22 protein-coding genes are annotated in these 19611 nt (G+C 69.5%); 12 read left to right on the top strand and 10 right to left on the bottom strand.

The features are described from left to right. Positions 1–390: 390 nt before the first annotated feature. On the top strand, positions 391–681 hold the full coding sequence (locus GD1_RS04100; protein WP_059035820.1) for a hypothetical protein: 291 nt from the start codon (positions 391–393) through the stop codon (positions 679–681). A gap of 13 nt (positions 682–694) precedes the next feature. On the opposite strand, the gene GD1_RS04095 is transcribed toward GD1_RS04100, so the two are convergent. Genes GD1_RS04095 through GD1_RS04085 form a run of 3 tightly spaced genes read right to left on the bottom strand, consistent with a single transcriptional unit; the run spans position 695 to position 4300 of the window. Then, positions 695–1723, bottom strand: coding sequence for a VOC family protein (locus tag GD1_RS04095; protein ID WP_059035818.1), 1029 nt, complete (start codon positions 1721–1723; stop codon positions 695–697). Between the two features lie 10 nt (positions 1724–1733). Continuing rightward, positions 1734–2645: an alpha/beta fold hydrolase gene (locus tag GD1_RS04090; RefSeq protein WP_083533843.1), complete on the bottom strand. Its 912-nt coding sequence runs from the start codon at positions 2643–2645 to the stop codon at positions 1734–1736. Then, positions 2645–4300: a bifunctional 3-(3-hydroxy-phenyl)propionate/3-hydroxycinnamic acid hydroxylase gene (locus tag GD1_RS04085; RefSeq protein WP_083533842.1), complete on the bottom strand. Its 1656-nt coding sequence runs from the start codon at positions 4298–4300 to the stop codon at positions 2645–2647. The genes GD1_RS04090 and GD1_RS04085 overlap by 1 nt, the downstream gene beginning before the upstream one ends. 151 nt (positions 4301–4451) lie before the next feature. Between GD1_RS04085 and GD1_RS04080 the strand changes: the two genes are divergently transcribed. The 3 genes from GD1_RS04080 to GD1_RS04070 all read left to right on the top strand — a co-directional run bounded on the left by GD1_RS04080 (position 4452) and on the right by GD1_RS04070 (position 7541). Then, positions 4452–5075: a TetR family transcriptional regulator gene (locus GD1_RS04080; RefSeq protein WP_059035816.1), complete on the top strand. Its 624-nt coding sequence runs from the start codon at positions 4452–4454 to the stop codon at positions 5073–5075. Then, the gene (locus GD1_RS04075; RefSeq protein ID WP_059035814.1) at positions 5072–6148 is read left to right on the top strand and encodes an amidohydrolase family protein; all 1077 of its coding nucleotides are present in this window, start codon (positions 5072–5074) and stop codon (positions 6146–6148) included. Before GD1_RS04080 ends, GD1_RS04075 begins: the two co-directional genes overlap by 4 nt. A 70-nt stretch (positions 6149–6218) precedes the next feature. After that, on the top strand, positions 6219–7541 hold the full coding sequence (locus GD1_RS04070) for an NAD(P)/FAD-dependent oxidoreductase (RefSeq protein ID WP_059035812.1): 1323 nt from the start codon (positions 6219–6221) through the stop codon (positions 7539–7541). Positions 7542–7557: 16 nt separating this feature from the next. Here GD1_RS04070 and GD1_RS04065 read toward each other — a convergent pair whose 3' ends face one another. Continuing rightward, complete coding sequence (locus GD1_RS04065) at positions 7558–8826, bottom strand: alpha/beta hydrolase family protein (protein WP_059035811.1); 1269 nt, start codon at positions 8824–8826, stop codon at positions 7558–7560. 119 nt (positions 8827–8945) lie between these two features. Between GD1_RS04065 and GD1_RS04060 the strand changes: the two genes are divergently transcribed. The 4 genes from GD1_RS04060 to GD1_RS04045 all read left to right on the top strand — a co-directional run bounded on the left by GD1_RS04060 (position 8946) and on the right by GD1_RS04045 (position 11414). Further along, entirely contained in the window at positions 8946–9869 is a 924-nt protein-coding gene (locus GD1_RS04060; protein ID WP_238403514.1) for a hypothetical protein, read from the top strand. A gap of 10 nt (positions 9870–9879) precedes the next feature. Beyond that, complete coding sequence (locus GD1_RS04055) at positions 9880–10296, top strand: CoA-binding protein (RefSeq protein WP_059035809.1); 417 nt, start codon at positions 9880–9882, stop codon at positions 10294–10296. A 102-nt stretch (positions 10297–10398) separates the two neighbouring features. Next, a complete protein-coding gene (locus GD1_RS04050) occupies positions 10399–10869 on the top strand; it encodes a MarR family winged helix-turn-helix transcriptional regulator (protein WP_020792057.1) in 471 nt (156 codons plus the stop codon). Between the two features lie 62 nt (positions 10870–10931). Continuing rightward, the gene (locus tag GD1_RS04045) at positions 10932–11414 is read left to right on the top strand and encodes a hypothetical protein (RefSeq protein ID WP_059035807.1); all 483 of its coding nucleotides are present in this window, start codon (positions 10932–10934) and stop codon (positions 11412–11414) included. A gap of 16 nt (positions 11415–11430) precedes the next feature. On the opposite strand, the gene GD1_RS04040 is transcribed toward GD1_RS04045, so the two are convergent. After that, positions 11431–12051 (bottom strand): malonic semialdehyde reductase, encoded by a 621-nt coding sequence (locus GD1_RS04040; RefSeq protein WP_053776360.1) that lies wholly within the window; start codon positions 12049–12051, stop codon positions 11431–11433. A 98-nt stretch (positions 12052–12149) separates the two neighbouring features. Here GD1_RS04040 and GD1_RS04035 point away from each other — a divergent pair, with 98 nt between their 5' ends. After that, on the top strand, positions 12150–12479 hold the full coding sequence (locus GD1_RS04035; RefSeq protein WP_020792056.1) for a winged helix-turn-helix transcriptional regulator: 330 nt from the start codon (positions 12150–12152) through the stop codon (positions 12477–12479). An 11-nt stretch (positions 12480–12490) separates the two neighbouring features. On the opposite strand, the gene GD1_RS04030 is transcribed toward GD1_RS04035, so the two are convergent. Both GD1_RS04030 and GD1_RS04025 read right to left on the bottom strand, forming a co-directional pair. Next, entirely contained in the window at positions 12491–13015 is a 525-nt protein-coding gene (locus tag GD1_RS04030; RefSeq protein ID WP_059035805.1) for a DUF1697 domain-containing protein, read from the bottom strand. 30 nt (positions 13016–13045) lie between these two features. Continuing rightward, entirely contained in the window at positions 13046–14179 is a 1134-nt protein-coding gene (locus GD1_RS04025) for a citrate/2-methylcitrate synthase (RefSeq protein ID WP_059035803.1), read from the bottom strand. Between the two features lie 101 nt (positions 14180–14280). On the opposite strand from GD1_RS04025, the gene GD1_RS04020 reads away from it, so the two are divergent. Beyond that, positions 14281–15492 carry a citrate synthase gene (locus tag GD1_RS04020; protein ID WP_059035801.1) on the top strand — a complete coding sequence of 404 codons (1212 nt, stop codon included), beginning with the start codon at positions 14281–14283 and terminating at the stop codon, positions 15490–15492. A 27-nt stretch (positions 15493–15519) separates the two neighbouring features. Here the strand turns inward: GD1_RS04020 and GD1_RS04015 are convergent, their stop codons facing one another. Then, a complete protein-coding gene (locus tag GD1_RS04015; protein ID WP_059035798.1) occupies positions 15520–16293 on the bottom strand; it encodes a methyltransferase domain-containing protein in 774 nt (257 codons plus the stop codon). 95 nt (positions 16294–16388) lie between these two features. Between GD1_RS04015 and rnhA the strand changes: the two genes are divergently transcribed. Further along, the gene (rnhA, locus tag GD1_RS04010) at positions 16389–16865 is read left to right on the top strand and encodes a ribonuclease HI (RefSeq protein ID WP_059035795.1); all 477 of its coding nucleotides are present in this window, start codon (positions 16389–16391) and stop codon (positions 16863–16865) included. After that, entirely contained in the window at positions 16862–17779 is a 918-nt protein-coding gene (locus tag GD1_RS04005; RefSeq protein WP_174519005.1) for an NAD(P)-dependent oxidoreductase, read from the top strand. Before rnhA ends, GD1_RS04005 begins: the two co-directional genes overlap by 4 nt. A 99-nt stretch (positions 17780–17878) precedes the next feature. Here the strand turns inward: GD1_RS04005 and GD1_RS04000 are convergent, their stop codons facing one another. Beyond that, positions 17879–18799 carry a type IV toxin-antitoxin system AbiEi family antitoxin domain-containing protein gene (locus GD1_RS04000; protein WP_059035794.1) on the bottom strand — a complete coding sequence of 307 codons (921 nt, stop codon included), beginning with the start codon at positions 18797–18799 and terminating at the stop codon, positions 17879–17881. 131 nt (positions 18800–18930) lie between these two features. Beyond that, positions 18931–19605, bottom strand: coding sequence for a hypothetical protein (locus GD1_RS03995; protein ID WP_059035792.1), 675 nt, complete (start codon positions 19603–19605; stop codon positions 18931–18933). Between the last annotated feature and the right edge of the window lie 6 nt (positions 19606–19611).

Here is a 19611-nt window from a genome sequence, read left to right as displayed (position 1 = left end):
GTTGAGCCGATGAGGAGCGTAGCGACGAGGCGTGTCGAAACCTCTGTCAGCCGACGTCGGTTGGTGGCCACCTCGGAGGTGGTCGCTGACATCGTCGTCTCACCGGGTTTCGACTCGGGTCCTCGCCCTTCGGGCTCGGTCCCGGCTCTACCATCCATGGTGGAGCGTGGTTGTCTGTTGTCTCTCGGGGTTTCGCCTCGGTCCCGGCTCAATCATCAACGGGTCGTTGACGAGGCGTGTCGAAACCTCAGACGGCCGACATCGGTAGGTGACCACCTCGGAGGTGGTCGCTGACATTGTCGTCTCGCCGGGTTTCGACTCTGGTCCTCGCGATGCTCGGTCCCGGCTCTACCATCCATGGCGGATCGTGCGACGCGTACGCTCGATCCCATGCGTATCGATCCCTCGGTTCCTGCAGTCGCTCTCGGCCTGGTCGGCGGTTATGGCATCGCCCGTGCCACCGGACAGCGCCCCCTCGGCGGTGTGGTGCTCGCCGCGGCCGGTGCCTACAGTGCCAACCAGTGGCGCCGGCGTGGCCCCGCGGTCACCGCCGGTCTGCTCGCCACCTACGTCGGCGCCTTCGGCGCATCGCACCCGCTGGCCAAGAAGATCGGCGCCTGGCCGTCGGTCGCCGTGGTCACCGCCGCCGCGGTGGCCACCACCGGGATCCTGACCCAGTAGGTCCCGGTCCCGTTCAGTTGTCGGGGATGCCGGTTCCGGCCAGTGCCGGGACCGCGTCCTCGTCGTGGCGTAACGACGCCGCGGCGATGCGGAAGCGGTCGAGTCTGTCGATGATCGTCTGTCCGACGGGGGTGTGGCCCCAGATGCTGATGCCCTGGTGGGTGGACGGTTCCCAGGTGGACTCGTCGACGACGATCGGCTTCCAGCCGACCTCCCACTCGAAGCCGGACGGGCTCTGCGCGTAGAACGACAGTTCCTTGTCGTTGGTGTGCTGCCCCACCGACAGCGCCATGCCGAAGCCGAGCTGTGTCACGCGCTGGTAGGCGGTGGTGAGGTCGTCGAGGGCGGCCACCTCCACGTTGAGGTGCTGCACCCGTGTGCGGATCGGGTTGACCGGCAGCCCCCGGACGTTGGCGATGGCGATGGAGTGATGGCGCTCGTTGACCCGGAGGAAGCGGATCTTGAGCCGTGCTCCGCTGATGGTCTCGTCGATGTAGTCGGTGAGGCGGGCGTCGAAGACCGTGTTGTAGTAGCCGCGCATCTGCTGGGGTCGGGTGGTGATGGCGACGTGCCCCATCCCCGATGCCCCGGTGACGAAGCCACCCCGGGTGGCCATGGCCAGGGGCCGGTCGGTGACCCGGGGACGGGTGAAGATCTCCTGGGTGAGGCGGTTGGGTCCAGGAAACCGGATGAGCCGCTCGACACCCCGCACGGCGGTCTCCTCGTCGGAGCCGTCGACGACGGGCACACCGCGGTCGACGACGCGGGCCACGACCCGGTCGAAGGATTCGTGGTCGTCGAGTTCCCAGCCGAGGGCGACGACGTCCTCGGCCGGACCGCCGACGATGATGAATCGGGCCTCGTGGCTGTCGAGGCGGAAACGGATGACGTCGGCGGAGACCTCGTCGAGGTGCATGCCGATGGCATCCCTGCCGAAGCGACGCCAGTCGGCGAAACGCTGGGATTCGATGACGACGTAGCCGAGATGGACGCTGCCGAACACCGATTCATCCGAGGCGGGATCTGGTGGAGGCGTGATCATGGGGGATTCCTCAGACATAGGTGCCGTCGAGGAAGTCGCCGACGACGCGGTTGAACAGTTCGGCACGTTCCCACTGCACCCAGTGGCCGGTGCGGGCGACGACGAACAGATCGGCGTCGGGCATCCGGTCGACCAGCAGCCGGCCGCCCGCCGGCCGGTTCACCTTGTCGTCCCGTCCCCACAGCACGAGTGTCCTGGTCTGCAGTTGCGACAGGCGAGGGTCGCGGGTGAAGTCCATGCGCCACAACGTCTTCAGCGCTGTCTTGCCCGACGGTCGGCGCAGCGGCGGATGGGCGATAGTCTCCGGGTCGATCGACGCCCGGTAGCGGTCGTCGATCACGGCGGCGGGGACGGTCTCGGCGTCGTAGACGAGGTGGTTGCGGATGAACGCCTCGAGCTTGTCGCGGCTGGGTCCGGTGCCGGTGTAGTAGCCCAGCAATGCGTTGAGGCCCTTGGTCGGAACGGCGCGGGTGGTGCCGATCCCGCCAGGTCCCATCAGGACGAGCCGGTCGACGCGGTGCGGGGTGTCCAATGCGAGCCGCAGCGCGGCGGCACCACCGTAGGAATTGCCCACCAGATGCGCCTTCTCGACACCGAGATGGTCGAGGAGGGCACGGACGGCGTCGGCCAGTGCCCCGAACGGGTCGGTGGTGTCGAGGTTCTTGCTGCTGCGCCCGTAACCGGGCATGTCCGGGACGATGACCCGAAACCGTTGGGCCAGGACGTCGATGTTGCGCACATAGTTCGACAGCCCGGATGCCCCGGGCCCGCCGCCGTGGAGCAGGACGACCGGTGTGCCGGATCCGACATCGGTGTAGAAGATGTCGGTCTGGCCGTTGACGGTGACGATCTGGGAGACGCCGTCGGTGGGTGAGGTGCTGTCGGTGAGCGCGGCCTTCGATGTGCTCTCGGGGGTCGACATCAGTGGTGTCCTTCGATAGGGGCTGCGGGGGAGTTCTCGATCGGATCGGGCAGGTGCAGGCCGATGGGCGGTGCGGGCAGTGATCGTCCGGATTCTGCTGCGGCGTAGACGAATCCATCGGGACGAACCGCGAGGGCGGACGCGGAGTGCCGGTGGAGCCAGGCGGTGAGCGCCCCGGTGTGGTCGACGACGGAATCGGGTTGTACGGCCGAGCCCGCGGGCAGGATCGTGATCACGCCGATTCCGGTCGATCGCCAGAGGTGGTGTGACACCGACGGATCGGTGGTCAGGAGCTGCCAGCGCCCGTCGAGCACGTCGTCGAAGCGGACGATCTCTCCGGAGGCATCGGTGACCCGCGGCTGCGGCAGCTGCCACCCGCGGGCGGGGTGGGCGACACCGGTGAGCAGTCCGCGGGCGTACTGCGCCTGCGGAATCCACTTGGCGTCGATGATCCATCGGCCGAATCGTGAAGAGCGGGAGGCCAGACGGACCAGATGATCGCGGGCCGCGGCCACCCACGGGCGCCGTTCGGTGATGAGTTTGCCGACGAAGACCGCGTGCGCGGTGGTCTCCCGCAGGTGCGGTTCACGTTCGATCTGATAGCTGTCGAGGATCGACGCGGGCAGGCTGCCCTCGATCACCGCGGCGAGTTTCCAGCACAGGTTGGCCACATCGCGGACCCCGGAGGCCATGCCTTGTCCGATCCACGGCGGCATGGCATGTGCGGCATCACCGGCGAGGAACACCCGGCCGACCCGCCATCGATCCGCGACCCGCACGTGATGGCTGTAGACGACGGCCCGGAGGATCTTCACGTGGTCGGGGGTGACGCCCTGGCCGGCCAGGACCCGCCAGATGGCCTCGTGCTGCACGAGCTCGGTCTCGTCCTCCCCGTCGCGGACCGGGAACTCCCAGCGATGGTGGCCCAGCGGTGTCGGGCAGTCCACCGTCGGCCGCGCCGGATCGCAGTGGAATCGCAAGCGGGAACTGCCTTCCCAGTCGCAGGTGGCCTCGGTGTCGATCACCACCCACCGTTCGGTGTAGGTCTCGCCCTGGTATCCGATGCCGAGCTGCCCGCGGGTGGCCGACGAGCCGCCGTCGGCGGCGATCACATACGAGGCGTGCAGCCGGACGAAGGTGTCGGAGTCGAGGTCGGCGGCGAGGATCTCGACGTCGTCGGGACCGGGCAGCACCTTGAGGCATTCGTGCCGGGTGAGCACCGTGACGGTGGGGAACCGCTCCACCCCGGCGCGCAGGGTGGTGTCGACGGCCGGCTGGTAGATGAACTGCTGTGGGGGATGGCCGGTTCCGCGGGAGGTGGGGGCGACCTCGACGAACGGCCGGCCGTCGGCGTCGACGAAGGCGACGAGTCCGCCGGGCAGCATGTCGGCCTGCAGCCGCTCGTCGAGTCCGACACGCTGCCAGATCCGCAGCACCTCCTCGTCGGTGGAGATGGCGCGCGCCCGACCGTAGATGTCCGGATCACGTTCCAGGACGACCACTCTCAGACCCGCCTGGCCGAGCAGGTTGGCGGCGGTGACGCCGGTGGGACCGTAGCCGATGACGGCGACGTCATAGCGCGGATGGTCATGACGCGGATGGTCGCGGTGTGAATGGTCATGGCGCGGATGGTCACGGTGTGGATGGTGGGGCATGGGTCTCCCTCGACCGGGATGCGCCGACGGTGAGCATCGGGCGCGAACATTGCTGTAGTGATCGCTACGGTAATTGCTTGCCGGAATCGGCGTCAAGGGGTTACCGTAGCGACCACTACAGAAAGAGTCCGGCGGATCGTAGGAGGATCGGATGGGTTCCACGCCACGGCGCACCCGTGCCAACGGCGAGGCGTCGAGGACCAAGATCCTCGACGCCGCAACCGAGATCGCCGCAGAACGCGGATACGAGGGCACCAGCATCGCGGTGGTCAGCAAACGCTGTGGGCTGCCGGCCAGCTCGATCTACTGGCATTTCGCCGACAAGGACGACCTCATCGCGGCGGTGATCGAGCGCAGCTTCGGGCGATGGCTGTCGGCGTGGTCGCTCGGTGACGAGGGTTCGGTGCCCGAGCGCGTTGCCGACCTCGCCCTGAACGTGGCCAAGGCGCTGGCTGAGTCGCCGGACTTCCTCCGCTTGGGTCTGATGCTCGCCCTGGAGCGGCGGCCGGTGGAGCCGCGTGCCCGCCAGATGTTCGTCGAGGTCCGGGCGCAGGCCTTGGTCCGGTTGCGGGAGGCGGCCGCCGAGCTCGCACCCGATCTCGACGCCGCGGCGGTGGAGCAGCTGGTCACCTATGCGATGGCCGGCGCCGACGGACTGTTCATCGCCAAGGAGCTCGGCGGCGACTCGGTGGATCTGAACGCCCTGTTCGCACTCCACGGGCGGATGATCCTGGATGCCGCCGCACGTCTGGCCGAACACGCAGGTGATCGGTGACCGGGCCGGTCACGCGGCGCTCGCTGCTCGTCGGCGCGGGCGCCGCGGCCCTGGCGTCGGGGACGGCGGCGGGCGTGCAGGCGGCACCGGCAGGGCACTATCGCGTGGACCTGCACGCCCACTTCCTGCCGCCGGACTACCGTGCGGCGCTGATCGAGCACGGACATCTCACCATCGGCGGCCACCCGCTGCCGCAGTGGTCGCCGGAGTCGGCCGTCGACTTCATGGACAGGTGGGGTATCGCCGCGCAGGTGCTGTCGGTGTCGGATCCGGGCGTGTCCTTTCTCCGGGGCGCCGACGCCGTGGATCTGGCCAGATACTGCAACACCTACGCCGCCAAGCTCTTTCGATCACATCGGCAACGATTTGGGGCGTTCGCCGTGCTCCCGATGCCCGACGTGGCGGCGTCGATCGCGGAGTTGGAATACGCGCTGGACACCCTGCATCTCGACGGTGTGGCGCTGCTGAGTGCATATGACGGTGTGTACCTGGGTGATCCGCGCTTCGAGCCGCTGATGGCCGAGCTCGGACGGCGTCGGGCATTCGTGTTCGTCCACCCGGCGATGGTCCCGGCCGATGCCAAACCCGAACTGCCGCTGCCGGATTTCCTCGAGGAGTTCACCTTCGACACCACCCGGGCGGCCACCTTGATGCTGGCCGCGGGCACCCTGCGCCGTCACCCCGGGATCCGGTTCCAGCTCGCCCATGCCGGCGGCACGTTGCCGTTCCTGTCGTGGCGGATCGGGATGGCCGCACAGACCCCGATCGGCACTCGGTGGCCCGCCGGGGTGCCCCGCCCGTCGGCGATCGACGTGGCACGGCTGATCGGCACCTTCTACTTCGACACCGCACTGAGCGCCTCGGCGGCCGCGATGCGCAGCGTGCTCGCCGTGGCGCCGCGATCACACATCGTCTTCGGCTCGGACTGGCCGTTCAGCCAGACCGTCTACCTCGACGGTGGCGGTGATCCCGCACCCGGACTGGGCGACGTGTTCACCGCCGCACAGCGGATGGAGATCGAACGCGGGAACCCGCTGCGGGAGTTGCCGCGTCTGGCGACGGTGGTGGGGTAGCGCGACCGGCGCACCGGCGTGAACGCGTTCGGGCACCCGATCGGCGGGTTGTGATGACACAATCGGTGCCGTGCGCTCAACCGATCCCGGCCGTGTCGGCCGTCCCCACGTGGTCATCATCGGTGCCGGCTTCGGCGGGATCAACGCGGCACGGCGTCTGCGCGACGCCGATGTCTCGGTGACGGTGATCGACCGCGGTACCAGTCACCTCTTCCAGCCGCTGCTCTACCAGTGCGCGACCGGGGCGCTCTCGGAGGGATCGATCAGCACCCCGATCCGGCATCTGCTCCGCCGGCAGCGCAATGCCGAGGTCTACTGCGCCGAGGCGACCGGCATCGACCCGGTCGCCAGGACGGTGACCGTCACCCGGATGGATTCGTCGGTGGCCGAGGTCGGCTACGACTACCTCGTCGTCGCGGCCGGGATGCGGACCTCCTATCACGGCAACGAGCACCTGATGGACCACGCGATCGGGATGAAGACCCTCGACGACGCACTCGCGATCCGCCGCAAGATCTTCGCCGCGTTCGAGGTGGCCGAGACCCTGTCGGACCCGGAGGCCCGCAAACCGTGGCTGACCTTCGCGGTGGCCGGCGGTGGTCCGACCGGCGTCGAACTGGCCGGGCAGATCCGGGAACTGGCCACCCTCGCCCTCGAACGCGAGTTCCGCTCCATCGACCCCGCCGAGGCGCGGGTGCTGCTGTTCCACGGGGCCGACCGGGTGCTGCCGTCGTTCAGCGAGACATTGTCGGCACGGGCCCGCGAGACCCTCGACGCGATCGGCGTGGAAACCCACCTCGGCGTACACGTCACGGATGTCACCGCGGAGGCGGTCCAGACCACCGACAAGGCGACCGGCACGGTCACCACCTACCCTGCACGCACCACCTTGTGGACCACCGGCGTCGAGGCGGTGCCGTTCGCCGGTGCGCTCGCCACGGCACTCGGCGTCGACCAGGCACGTGGCGGCACCATCCCGGTGGGCGACGACCTGTCGGTGGACGGGCACCCGGAGATCTTCGTCGTCGGCGACATGAGTTCGCACCGGGGGCTACCCGGTGTCGCCGAGGTGGCGATGCAGGGCGGACGGCATGCCGGTGCGGTGATCGCGGGCCTGGTGGCCGGTGGCGCCGACCGGCCGGGATTCCGGTACCGCGACCTGGGCAGCGCCGCCTACATCGCCCGCCGCCACGCCCTGCTCGAGGCCGGCCGGGTCCGGCTGTCGGGGCGGATGGGCTGGCTGGCGTGGGGTGCCATCCACATCGCCTTCCTCGCCGGCGTCCGCAACCGGGCCGGCACCGTGCTGGTCTGGGCGACGTCGTTGATGACCGACACCCGCCGGGAGCGGGCGATCACCTACGGAGATCCACAGACCGCACGAAAGTCGTTCTGAGACAACAAGGAGCGAATCATCGCGAGGTGAGGGTGGCGTCGAGCCAGTCGAACATGCGCTCGGCGGTCAGCGCCCGCGCCATCGGCTGACAGTGCCCACTCGCGCCGTCGGCGGCGGTGAACTCGACGACGACGGTGCGGGCGCTGGTCATCATCGCGGCCAGCCGCTCGGACTGTCCGGGCCAGAACTGCTCGCCCTCGGGGGAGGTGATCAGCATCGGCGTGGTGATCTGCGCGGCCATCTCGTCGGTGAGGGTGTACTCCCGGACCTTCTGCAGCACATCGAAGTAGCGGCCGTCCCACCCGTAGGGCCGGGCCCGCCACACCCACATCCGCTGCAACGCCTTCTGTCCGGTCATGCCGAGCTTCATGTCGCGGTCGAACTTCGCCGCGGCGGTCGGGTCGTGGAGCATCGCGGCCAGCGGCTTCGGCAGATGCGCGAGCCACGACGCCGAGACGTCGACCACTCCGGGGTCGGCGACGGCCGCGGCGTACCGGTGCTCGACGGCCAGCGCCCGCGGCACCCAGTACCCGGCCTGGCTGATGCCGTAGACCGCGAGCCGGTCCGGATCCACGCCGGGCAACCCGAGCAGCGTGTCGGTGACCGGGGTCAGCACCGCCTCCCAGTCGGGCCGGAATCCGGTCCCGTGCTCGAACAGCATCGACTGCTGGCCCGGGCCGTCGAACAGCAGGACGTTGTACCCGCGGTCGAGCGCGGCGCGCGCCCCGGCGCACCACACCCCCGACACCGATCCGTCGCTGCCGTTCACCATCACCAGCGTCGGCCGGCCGGCCGAACCCCCGGTGGCGGAACCCTCGGTGGCCCGGTCGGGCCGGACGAACCATCCGGGCAGCGTCGTGTCCTCGTAGGGGATCGCGATCCTGCGGGCGGTGAACGGCCCGCACTCGAGGAACCCGTCCCACGCGGCGCGGTGCTCGGCGAACACCGCCAGCCGGGCACTGTCGGTGCCGACGCCGTCGAGGCCGTCGAAGGCGGTCGACAGATAGTTCGCCGCACGCAGATACGCCGACGCGGCGCTGATCGTGTGCCCTGCGGCCTGGGCGGCGCGCGCCGACGACGCCACCCGCCGGCCCAGTGCGAGCCACGCGTGCGCCCATGCGTCGGGGTGACCGTCGTCGAGGCCGTCGATGGTGGCCAGCACCTCGCCGGCGTCGGAGCCGCCGGAGCCGGCGTAGCCCAGCAGGAGCCGCACCTCGAAGTCACGGCCGTCGTCGGGGTAGAAACCCCGCGAGTATGCGCGATGTGTCGGGTGCCGTAATTCCATCTCGTCTCCTCACGAGGTCCCCCGACGTATTCTCCTCGTTCGGAACCGCTCGTGCAGTCGTACTACGGTCATGACAGACAATCGGGGCACAACCCGACAATTCGGGCTCAGGAGGCCAGATGTTCGCGATCGGTGTCATTGCCGCATCCCTGGCGGCGGTGGCCTACGGGCTGTCGACGGTCCTGCGTGCGCTCGGGGCCCAGCGGGCCGCCCGCGCCCAGGGGGAGGCGGCGTCGGCCAAGTCGACGCTGGCGGCGTTCACCGACCCGGCATTCCTGATGGGCACCCTGCTGGTGATGATCGGCTTCTTCGGCGGTGGTGTCGCGGCCCGCATGCTGCCGCTGTTCCTCTCGCAGACCATCGTCTCGGCCAACCTCGTGATCACCGCGCTCCTGGGCACCGTGCTGCTGGGTACCACCCTGCGCGGACGCGACTGGGCGGCGATCTTCCTCGTCGTCGGCGCCCTGTGCATGCTGGGGGCCTCCGCCGGCCACGAGGCGACCACCAAGGCGTCGTTCACCTTCCACTGGTGGCTGTTCGGCATCACCACGGCCCTCGCGGTGGTGGGCCTGGTGGTCCTGACCCTGCTCAAGGAACGGGGCGCCCTGTTCGGCGGCGCGCTGTCGGGCGTCATGTACGGCGCCCTCGCGGTGGCCGCCCGCGTCCTCGAGGGCATCCACCCCTTCGATCTGCTCACGCTGATCACCGACCCGGCCGCGTGGACGATCGCGATCGGCGGCGCGGTCGCGTTCTACGTGCAGACCGTGGCCCTGCAACTGGGCCCGGTGAACGCCGTGACCGCGGTGCTCGTCGTCGGCGAGACCGGCGGACCGTCGATCATCGGGGTGTTGTTCCTCGGCGACAAGGCCGTCGACGGCCTGCAGTGGATGGCCTACGTCGGCTTCGTCGGCGCGATCGTGGGTGCGGTGACCGTCGCCTGGCTGACCACCATCGACGACCCGAGCAGTTCCACCACCACCGACGACGCGGCCGAACCCAGGCGGCGGACGACGCTCCTCAAGGGTGCGGACACCGCGACCTAGACTGGCCGTCATGAGCACCGACGCGGTTGTCGAAGAGATCCTGCGCACCTACGACACGATCACCGTGGTGGGGGCGAGTGCCAATCCCGCCAAGGCGGCCAACGAGGTTCCCGCCCACATGCAGCATCTGGGCTGGCGGATCATCCCGGTCAACCCGACCGCCGACGAGATCGTCGGCGAGAAGGTCTACCGCACCCTCGCCGACATCCCCGAACAGGTCGGGCTGGTGGACGTGTTCCGGCCCTCCGCCGACACCCCCGAGATCGCCCGCCAGGCCGTCGCCGCCGGTGCCACCGCGCTGTGGCTGCAGCTCGGGATCAGTTCGCCCGAGGCGCGGGAGATCGCCGAATCGGCCGGCCTGCTCTACGTCGAGGACCGGTGCCTGATCATCGAGCAGCGTCGCACCGGGATCACCCCGTCGGCCTGAGCGTCCACCCCGGTCGCCCGGGGGAGCACATCGCAGGGGAGTCGCGGGGAATCGGGACCCGCGGCGCCTACCATGGGGAACGCGGGAAGGAGCGATACGCCGATGACCGAATCCGAGGTGGCCACCGCCGACAATCCGCTGCTGCTGGAACGCCAGGTGTGTTTCGCGCTGGCCGTGGCGAACCGGTCGGTGCTGCGGATCTACCGCCGAGTGCTCGAACCACTGGGTCTGACCCATCCGCAGTATCTGGTGATGCTGGCGCTGTGGGAGGAGTCCCCACGCGCGGTCAAGGACATCGGCACGGTGCTGCAACTCGACTCCGCGACGCTCTCGCCGTTGCTCAAACGGCTCGAGGCCAACGGACTGATCGTGCGGCGGCGCCGCGACGACGACGAGCGCAATGTCGACGTCGAGCTCACCGACGAGGGGCGTGCCCTGCGCACCCGGGCGCTGCCGATCCCGCACCAGGTGGTCGAGGCACTCGGGGTGGGTCTGCCCGACCTCGAGGAACTGCACTCGGTGCTCACCCGGGTCAACGCGGCCGCGGTCCGGGCCGTGCGGGAACAGGAGTGACGGCCCGGGGGATCGGCGCGGTGTCGGCATCGACGAGCCCGGTCGAGGGATAGGGTCGGGGTATGTCAACCATCGGGATCATCGTGGTCGTCGTGATCGTCGTCGTCGCAGTGAGCATCCTGGCCGGGGCCGTGTGGTTCGCCTGGGACTCCGACAAGCGCATCCGCGCCTTCGCTCACTCCACCGACCTCATCCCGGGCAAGGCGAGCCGGGCCCCCAAGTCGTGGACCACCGCCACCTCGCCGGAGGCCTTGCTGCACCGCCGGGTTCGGTATGCGATCGCCGACGTGCACCAGAACCCGGCCATCCCGCACGACCCGGCCACCCTCGCCGAGCGTGACCGTCTCGACGACGCGGTGTTCACCCTCGACGACTCGCTGATCGCGGTACAGGATCTCGCCGGCGGGGAGAAGGACGAGCGCCTCGAAGAGCTCGAGACGGCCGTCAAACGCCTCGAGGAGCTCCCCCGTCAGTTGTGGGAGGCCCCGTTCGAGCAGCAGCGCTCCGACATCGACGACGTCATCGCGGCGATCGCCCGCACGTAGCCTCCGCGCCCGGCGGTCAGGCCCAGCGTGTGCTGTCGGCCGGGTCGAGGCGGGGCAGGCGGTCGAACCAGGGGTTCTCGCCCGGGTGACCGATGTTGACCACGAGGATCGACTTCCACCGGCCGTCGGCGAAGAACTCGGCATCGACGCCGTCGGAGTCGAAGCCGGCCATCGGACCCGCGGCCAGGCCCAGCGCCCGAACCGCGAGGATGAAGTAGCCCGCCTGCAGTGCGCTGTTGAAAGATCCTGTGCTGCTGCGCATCTCGTCGTTCGTCGCGAAGACATCGGCGAGTTCCGGCCGGAACGGGAGCAGGGCCGGGATGTGCTCGTGGAAGCGCGTGTCGACGGCGAGTACGGCCACCGCGGGCGCCGACGCGGTCTTCTCCTTGTTCCCGTCGGCCATGTGCCGGACCAGGCGGTCGCGGCCTTCCTCGGTCCGGACGAACAGCACGCGCAGCGGCTGGGTGTTGGCGGCCGTCGGGGCCCACTTCGCGAGTTCCCAGATCTCGCGGAGTTCGTCGTCGCCGACCGGCGTGGGCGCGAAGCTGTTCGCGGTGCGGGCGGCGGTGAACAGCGTCGACCGGCCGTTTCCGTCGAGCGGCGTGGTTGCGGGCAGGTTCTCGGCCAGCTCTGTCATGGTGCTCTCCATCCGGTGGTTCAACTAGGGAATCAGATGACGCTTCGAAAAAACTAGTTACTTGGGGTCACGCTAGCACGATTGCTACGCTCGGCAGCATGGCAACCGGGGAGCGTGAACCGCGCGAGTGTGACGCCGCGCTGGTCCGTGCCTTCGAGTTCCTCGGAAAGCGCTGGAACGGAGTGATTCTCGCGACCCTGCTGTCGGGGCCGGCGGGTTTCGCCGAGCTACGGCGCGCGGTCGGCGGGATCTCCGACTCGGTGTTGTCCGACCGTCTCGGTGAACTCGGCCGGGCCGGACTGGTCGAGCGGGTCGTCGACGACGGGCCGCCGATCACGGTCGGCTACAGCCTCACCGCATCCGGTGAGGCACTGCTCCCGGCGTTGCGTGAGATCACCGCGTGGGCCACCGCCAACCTCCGGACCTGATCACCCTGTCATCACTCGACCAGTGTGATCAGCGTCCGCACCGTGCGCAGGTTGCGTCCGGTGCCCTGCACGCCGAGGGTGCGCGCGATCACCGGGGCGGTGAGCTTGGTGCCGGCCACGCCGTTCGCATACCGGATGTGCAGGTCGGCGCCGATGACGGCGAGCTCGTCGTCACCGAAGTCCTTGTCCACGAGGGCATGTGAGGCATCGGCGGTGGGTGTGCCGGTGAGGAAGTAGATGTGGGCGAACTTCTCCTCGTCGACCACGAACGGATAGGCGGCCACCGCATCCCGCAACTGCGCGGCGGTACGTCCGATGACCTCACGGTAGAACCCGTAACGCTCCTGTATCGCCGACTCCAGGGCGCGGGCGAACTGCTCGGGTGTGTCCGGCGGTGCGGCAAGCAGATTGCCCGACGCGATGTGGGTGGCGATGTCGGTGGCGCCGAGATCGGCTGCGATCTCCCGTAATTCGGCCATCGGGAGCTTGGCCCCGCCGACGTTGATCGCGCGGATCAGGAACACCTGGCGTGTCATGGGTTCCAGTGTGACACGCCCGGTGGCCGGTCATCGGCCGCTCGGTGCGGGGCCGACGTAGCGTGCGGCCGGCCGGATGATCTTGCGGACCCGGGCCTGCTCGAGGACGTTCGCACACCAGCCGACGGTACGGCTGACCGCGAAGGTCGGGGTGAACATCGCCCGCGGTACCCCACAGCATTCCATCACCACGCCCGCATAGAACTCGACGTTGGCGTGGCGCGGCCGATCCGGATGGGCCTCGGCGAGTACCTCGGTGATCGCCGACTCGGCCTCGACTGCCCGATCCACCAGCGGGCCACCGAGTTCCAGCGCGATCTCACGCAACATCACCGAACGCGGGTCGGCGGTGCGGTAGACGGCGTGCCCGAAGCCCATGATCCGACGATGCGCGGCCACCTGTTCCCGGGCCCAGGCGTGGGCGTCGCCGTGGGCGGCGATCTCGTCGAGTGCATCGAGTGCACGGTCGGGGGCGCCGCCGTGCAGCGGGCCGGAGAAGGCGCCGATCGCACCGCAGACCGCGGCGTACACGTCGGCGCCGGTCGATGCGATCACCCGGGCGGTGAAGGTGGAGGCGTTGAACCCGTGGTCGATGGTGGCGATCAGGTACTGCTCGATCGCCCGGACCTGCGCCGGACCGGGGACGTGGCCGGTGACCAGATAGAGCCAGTTGGCGGCGACCCCGAGGTCGGGACGCGGCTGCAGGGGCTGCTCGCCCGAGCGGATGCGGTGCAGTGCGGCGAGGACGGTCGGGGTCAGTGCGGCCACCCGGATGGTCTGGTCGCGGCGGGCGTCGTCGTCGCAATCCCACAGCGGCCGGGCCCCGGTGGCCGGGCCGACCGCCGACAGCACCGTGCGCAACCCGGCCAGCGATTCGCGCTCACCGCCGAGAAGGGCCGCGGTGGTCAGGATGGCGCCGACCTCGTCGGGGATCGCACGACATGCCGAGGTCTCGTCGACGAACGCCGACAGGTCGCCCGCGGTGGGGAGCCGACCGTGGGTGAACAGATACCAGACCTCCTCGAACGAGCGGGTCCGCGCCAGCTCGATCGCCGAGTGCTCGCGGTAGTGGTAGTAGCCCTCCCGGCCACGTACGTCACCGATCTCGGTGTCGGCGACGATCACATCGTGCAGTCCCGGCGGTGCGATCAGGGGTTCGGTCATCAGGTCCTCCTCGTCGGTTCCCGTGATGCCCGGTGAGGGGCGGGGTATGCCCCACGATGACGAGGTTGATCAGGGTGCGTCAATGTTGATTCAATCAATGTGTGGACCGCATGCACAGCCGCCGATTCCCGACGCCGATCCGCCACGACGGCCGGGACTACCTGACCACCGATCAGGTGTCGAAGGTGTTGGGTGTCAAGACATCCACCATCTACTCGTATGTCAGCCGCGGGCGACTGCACAGTCAGCGGATCAGCGGCCACGACGGCAGTGTGTTCGCCGTCGACGAGGTGGAACGGCTCCGCGACGGCGTCCGTCACCGGCCACCCGCCGGTGTCGCCGAACGGATCGCCACCCAGCTCACCCTGCTGCGCGACGATCGGCTCCACTACCGCGGTGTGCCGGCGACCGACCTCGCCCGCGACGAGACCCTCGAGGGGGTCGCCGCGTTGCTGTGGCAGCGCCGGTGGACCGGTGGCGCCGATCCCGCGGTCGCGGCGTCGGTGCGTGCCCTCGCCGGGCCGGCGAGTCGCGGACTGGATCGGATCAGGCTCGTCGTCGACCTCCTGGGTGCACGAGATCCGCTGCGACACAAGATCGACGACGAGTCGGTGACGCGGCGTGCTGCGGCCGTGATCGGCACCGCCGTCGACGTGATCGGTGACGGACCGTCGGAAGGGTCTCTGGCGCAACGGCTGTGGCCGCGACTGACCGACGAGCCGGCGACGGTGTCGACCACCCGGCTGCTCGACGCCGCCCTGATCCTGCTCGCCGACCACGACATGTCCGCCGGCACCGTCGCCGCCCGCGTCGGGGCCAGCGCACGGGGCAGTGTGTATGCGGTGCTCGGTGCCGGTCTGGGCGCCTTCGACGGACCGATGCACGGCGGCGCAACCACTTTGGCGTACCGATTCCTCGCCGGTGCGCTCGACGACCCGACTGCTGCGCTCGCCGAGGCGCACTACGGTGATGTGGCGATCCCCGGTACCGGACACGTCGTCTACCGCCACCACGATCCCCGCGCGGAATGCCTGATCGCGATGCTCGGCCGGATCGGCGGCGGTGACCGGCGTGTGATGGCCGCCCTCGCCGCCGTCGTCGACTCGCTCGCCGAGGGCGACTTCGTCAACTCCGACCTCGCGTTGGCCGCGCTCGCCCTCCGGTTCCGGATGCGCCCCGACGCCGCCGAGACGATCTTCGCGATCGCCCGGATGGTCGGCTGGGTCGCCCACGCCCTCGAGGAGTACCGGGCGCCACGACTGCGGTTCCGGCCCGAGGGCATCTACACCGGGGTCCACCCGCAGGCGCGTTGACCGGCCGGTGCGTCGGGCGCCCCCGGCTCAGCCCTCGAAGGCGGTGGCCACCGCGAAGGTCCGGCGGAACGGCATCGTGGTGCCCCACGGCCGCTCCGGGAACACCTCACGCAGGCGGGTCTTGAGGTCGTCGGCGAACTGTTTGGCGAGGTCCTCGGGCAGGGCCTGCAGGAAGGGGCGGGCTCCGGTCCCCGACAGCCACTCGTACACCGGGTCGTCGCCGACCAGGACGTGTAGATAGGTCGTCTCCCAGGCGTTGACGGTGAAGCCGCGTTCGCCGAAGAACTCGAGGTAGTCGATCGGGTCGGTCAGGCTCAGCCGGCTGACGTCGTGCAGATGTGTGACATACGGTTCGGTGGCGGCGAGGTCGGCGAGCAGGGTGCGGGTGGGGGAGTCGGCGTTGCTCGGGACCTGGACGGCGAAGGTGCCGCCCGGGTTGAGGTGGGTGAGCAGCCGGCCGATCACCTCGAACTGGTTGTCGACCCACTGGAACATCGCATTGGACAGGATCAGGTCGACCGGTTCGAACGGGGCCCAGTCGTCGGCGTCGGCGATGTCGTAGTTGGCGCCCGCATCGGCGTTGGCCCGCAGCGCCTCGTCGATCATCTCCGCCGAGGAGTCGATGCCGAGGATCTGTGCGTCGGGCCATCTCGCACGGAGGTGACGGGTCAGGTGGCCGGGGCCGCAGCCGAGGTCGACGATGGTGGCCGGGTCGGTCGGGACCTGGGCGATCAGATCGAGGAACGGGCGTGCGCGGGCGTCGGCGTATTGGAGGTAGCGTGCTGGATCCCAGACAGGCATGACTCCACCCTAGAGCGATTCGGCGACCGGTGGGAGGGCTGCGCGCACCCAGGTTGTTTCCGTGCGTGACCACCCGCCTGGGTAATCTCGATGGAATGGTGAGCAACGGCAGTCCGGACGACGAACAGGGTGGCGACGACGTCGTCGAGATCTCCACCGACGGCGCCTGCCTGGGCAATCCGGGGCCCGGCGGATGGGGTGCGGTGCTGCGGTACAAGGGGCACGAACGCGAGATCTCCGGCGCCGATCCGGACACCACCAACAACAAGATGGAACTCACCGCGGCCATCGAGGGGCTCGCCGCCCTGACCCGCCCGTCGTCGGTCGTCCTCTACACCGACTCCAGCTATGTCCGGAACGGCATCACCAAGTGGGTGGCCGGATGGCAGTCCAACGGCTGGAAGACCAAGGACAAGAAACCGGTGAAGAACGCGGATCTGTGGCGCCGGCTGGTCGAGGAGGAGAAGCGGCACCAGGTGACGTGGCGCTGGGTGAAGGGCCACAACGGCGACCACTACAACGAGATCGCCGATCAGCTGGCCACCTCGGCGGCCCGGACGGTGAAGTCGTGAGTGCCGCGGGTCTGGCGGTCGCCGTCGAACCGTTCTCCGACGCGCACATCGTCGCCGCCGTGGAACAGACCGGGGCACGGGTGACCGGCCTCGACGAGGCGCGCGTACTGATCTGGCTCGGCGGCCCCGACGGCTTCCCGGCACTGCCGGACGGCATCGAGTGGGTGGCGCTCAAGACCGCCGGGATCGAGGCATTCGTCGCGGCCGGGGTGATCGACGACAAGCGGATCTGGACCAATGCGTCGGGGTTCTACGCCGAGAACGTCGCCGAGCACGCCCTCGCGCTGCTGCTCGCCGGGCTGCGGCAGATCCACACCGCGGTGCGCGATCACTGGGCCAAGGAACCGATCGACACCTCCGTGCGCACCCTGCGCGGTGCGACGGTGGCGATCATCGGCGCCGGCGGTATCGGGGCGTCGCTGATGCCGCGGTTGCATGCCTGCGGTGCCGACGTGCTGGCGGTCAACCGGTCCGGGCGGCCCGTCGAGGGTGCGGTGCGCACGTTGCCGTCGTCGCGGATGGACGAGGTGTGGCCGGCGACCGACCACGTGATCCTCGCCGCCCCGGCCACCGCCGAGACCCATCACCTGATCAACGCCACCAGCCTGGCCGCGTTGCCGTCGCACTGCTGGCTGGTCAACGTCGCGCGGGGACCACTGGTCGATCAGCGGGCGCTGTACGAGGCCTTGCGTGACGGCGAGATCGCCGGTGCCGCACTGGATGTCACCGATCCCGAACCGCCCGCCGACGACGATCCGCTGTGGTCGTTGCCGAATGTCATCATCACCCCGCACGTGGCGAACCCGGCATCCGGGCTGACCCGGGAGATGGCGCCGTTCGTGGCCCGCAACATCGAGGCATTCGTCGCCGGTGAACCGCTGATCGCGACCGTGTCAGCCGACCGCGACTACTGATACGCGAGGATCTGTCACCTGCGCGGGCAGCTACCAGATGCGCGGGCAACTACCACCTGCGCGGTAGATCTACCGCGCACCTGACAAGTGCGTGGGGATTCATATCAGCCCCAACCGGGTCAGCTCCGGCGTGAGGATGCCGACGACGCGGTTCGCCGTCAGATCCGCCCAGATCCACCGGACCACGACCACACCGCATCGTCGGATCTTGTCCTCGCGGATCTTCTCGTCCACCACGACGGCCGACGCATCCTGGTCGGCGCCGAGCAGTTTCTCGTACTTCACGAACCCGTCGAACTCGCCGACGAGACCCTCCCAGTAGTAGTCGGCGCGGGCGAAGAGGTTGCCGTCGTCATCGTGGAAGGCGTGCTGCAACTCGGGGACGGGCAGACCGGCGGCGATCATCTGCGCCCGGCCCCACGACTCCGCCGGATTCTCCGACAACGGATCGGCAAGTCCCAGAGCATATCTCGCGAGGTTCACACCCGCGCCGCGACCGGCGAGCATCTGCGTCATGGGTTCGCGGTCGGCGCCGAGACGCAGAGCGGAATCGCAGACGCTCAGCGCCGGGGCGAACTGACCCACACTGCGGGCGACGTCGACGGCGGTGCGCTCCAGACCGGTCACCCGGATGCCGTCGACGACGACGATCTCCTGGGCGTCGAGGGCGCCGTTGTGGGCATGTTTGTGTGCGTCGATGCGCCCTCCCCTGGCGGCTCCGTCGGTGACGTGGACGCGGCCGAGGTCCGGCAGCAGCATCTCCAAGCCGTGCAGCGTCGCAGCGGACTGATGACTGACCACCTGATCTGCACCGGAGTGGTCCATCGCGGCGCGGACCCGGAGCCGGTGCAGGTCGACGGCCTTGGCCGGGAGCCGGTCCCTCGGTACGAAGGCGCCGGTCCAGATGCGGACCAGCTGACCGCTCCTGGCGGCGCGGGCGAGCTGGTTGTCGGTGATGCCGGAGGCCAGTGCCTCGCGACGCAGGAGGATGCCGTGGGTGTCGGCCGGGAACGTGGTCATGCAGGATTGGACGCAGCGCGACGTCGTCTGGTGCCACTTGCGGCGATATTTCTCAGGGCCGCCGGGTAAATCCCCACGCACTTGTCAGGTGCGCGGTAGATCTACCGCGCACCTGGTAGCTGCCCGCGCACCTAGTCGTGGCCGCGTTCCAGTTCGCCGGCGATGCCGCGTTCGAGGACTTCGGCGGCGGGTGGCGGGACGTCGATGAGGCCGTCGAGTTCGGCACGGGCGCGGCGGTAGGCGGCCTGCCGCTCGGCGGGGGTGGCGGCGTCGTCGGCGGCGATCCCGATCAGTTTGCGGGCCCGGTCGAGGGATTCCCGCTCGATCGGCGAGAAGTCGGACTGCTTGCGCCGGCGTGCCTCACGTTCGGCGGCGTCGAAGGCCACGACGTAGGCCTGGACGGCATCGCGGTAGGCGGCGAAGGACTCCGGGTCGAGGGTCGCCTCCGGGTGGGGCCGGAGGTCGTCGGCGCGCACCTTGGCCTCGTGGAAGGCGCGGGTGAGCGGTTCGCGCATGTCGATCAGCATCGGGTACTCGATGAGTGTGGCGAGGTCGAGCTCGTAGGCGAACCACGTGGCCTGGACCTCGTCGTGGCGCGCCAGCGTGCGTTTCACCTGCGCGGCGTCGGCCTGGGTGATCCGTAGCCGTTCGGTGGCCGCCGCCGCCTTGATCCGGGCCAGCTCGATCTTGTCCTGGCGACGCTTCTCGTTGTACCGCGCAAGCGACCTGGCCCAGCCACCGGTCAGCGCGCCGATCGGGAAGATCAGCCACCAGAACTGGCCCGCGAAGTGGAGGAATTGGTCCACGAGACA

The sequence above is a fragment of the Gordonia desulfuricans NBRC 100010 genome, assembly GCF_001485495.1.
GTDB lineage: Bacteria > Actinomycetota > Actinomycetes > Mycobacteriales > Mycobacteriaceae > Gordonia > Gordonia desulfuricans.
The sequence above is the reverse complement of the archived record's forward strand: the minus strand, read 5'-3'. Positions and strand labels throughout refer to the sequence as shown.

Excerpts from the sequence above, each read along its gene's own strand:
- GD1_RS04060 (WP_238403514.1), top strand. The coding sequence starts at position 8,946 with ATGTTCGCGATCGGTGTCATTGCCGCATCCCTGGCGGCGGTGGCCTAC.
- GD1_RS04065 (WP_059035811.1), bottom strand. The coding sequence starts at position 8,826 with ATGGAATTACGGCACCCGACACATCGCGCATACTCGCGGGGTTTCTAC.
- GD1_RS04095 (WP_059035818.1), bottom strand. The coding sequence starts at position 1,723 with ATGATCACGCCTCCACCAGATCCCGCCTCGGATGAATCGGTGTTCGGC.
- GD1_RS04080 (WP_059035816.1), top strand. The coding sequence starts at position 4,452 with ATGGGTTCCACGCCACGGCGCACCCGTGCCAACGGCGAGGCGTCGAGG.
- GD1_RS04040 (WP_053776360.1), bottom strand. The coding sequence starts at position 12,051 with ATGACAGAGCTGGCCGAGAACCTGCCCGCAACCACGCCGCTCGACGGA.
- GD1_RS04100 (WP_059035820.1), top strand. The coding sequence starts at position 391 with ATGCGTATCGATCCCTCGGTTCCTGCAGTCGCTCTCGGCCTGGTCGGC.
- GD1_RS04085 (WP_083533842.1), bottom strand. The coding sequence starts at position 4,300 with ATGCCCCACCATCCACACCGTGACCATCCGCGCCATGACCATTCACAC.
- rnhA (WP_059035795.1), top strand. The coding sequence starts at position 16,389 with ATGGTGAGCAACGGCAGTCCGGACGACGAACAGGGTGGCGACGACGTC.
- GD1_RS04045 (WP_059035807.1), top strand. The coding sequence starts at position 10,932 with ATGTCAACCATCGGGATCATCGTGGTCGTCGTGATCGTCGTCGTCGCA.
- GD1_RS04030 (WP_059035805.1), bottom strand. The coding sequence starts at position 13,015 with ATGACACGCCAGGTGTTCCTGATCCGCGCGATCAACGTCGGCGGGGCC.
- GD1_RS04055 (WP_059035809.1), top strand. The coding sequence starts at position 9,880 with ATGAGCACCGACGCGGTTGTCGAAGAGATCCTGCGCACCTACGACACG.
- GD1_RS04025 (WP_059035803.1), bottom strand. The coding sequence starts at position 14,179 with ATGACCGAACCCCTGATCGCACCGCCGGGACTGCACGATGTGATCGTC.
- GD1_RS04000 (WP_059035794.1), bottom strand. The coding sequence starts at position 18,799 with ATGACCACGTTCCCGGCCGACACCCACGGCATCCTCCTGCGTCGCGAG.
- GD1_RS04090 (WP_083533843.1), bottom strand. The coding sequence starts at position 2,645 with ATGTCGACCCCCGAGAGCACATCGAAGGCCGCGCTCACCGACAGCACC.
- GD1_RS04015 (WP_059035798.1), bottom strand. The coding sequence starts at position 16,293 with ATGCCTGTCTGGGATCCAGCACGCTACCTCCAATACGCCGACGCCCGC.
- GD1_RS04035 (WP_020792056.1), top strand. The coding sequence starts at position 12,150 with ATGGCAACCGGGGAGCGTGAACCGCGCGAGTGTGACGCCGCGCTGGTC.
- GD1_RS04050 (WP_020792057.1), top strand. The coding sequence starts at position 10,399 with ATGACCGAATCCGAGGTGGCCACCGCCGACAATCCGCTGCTGCTGGAA.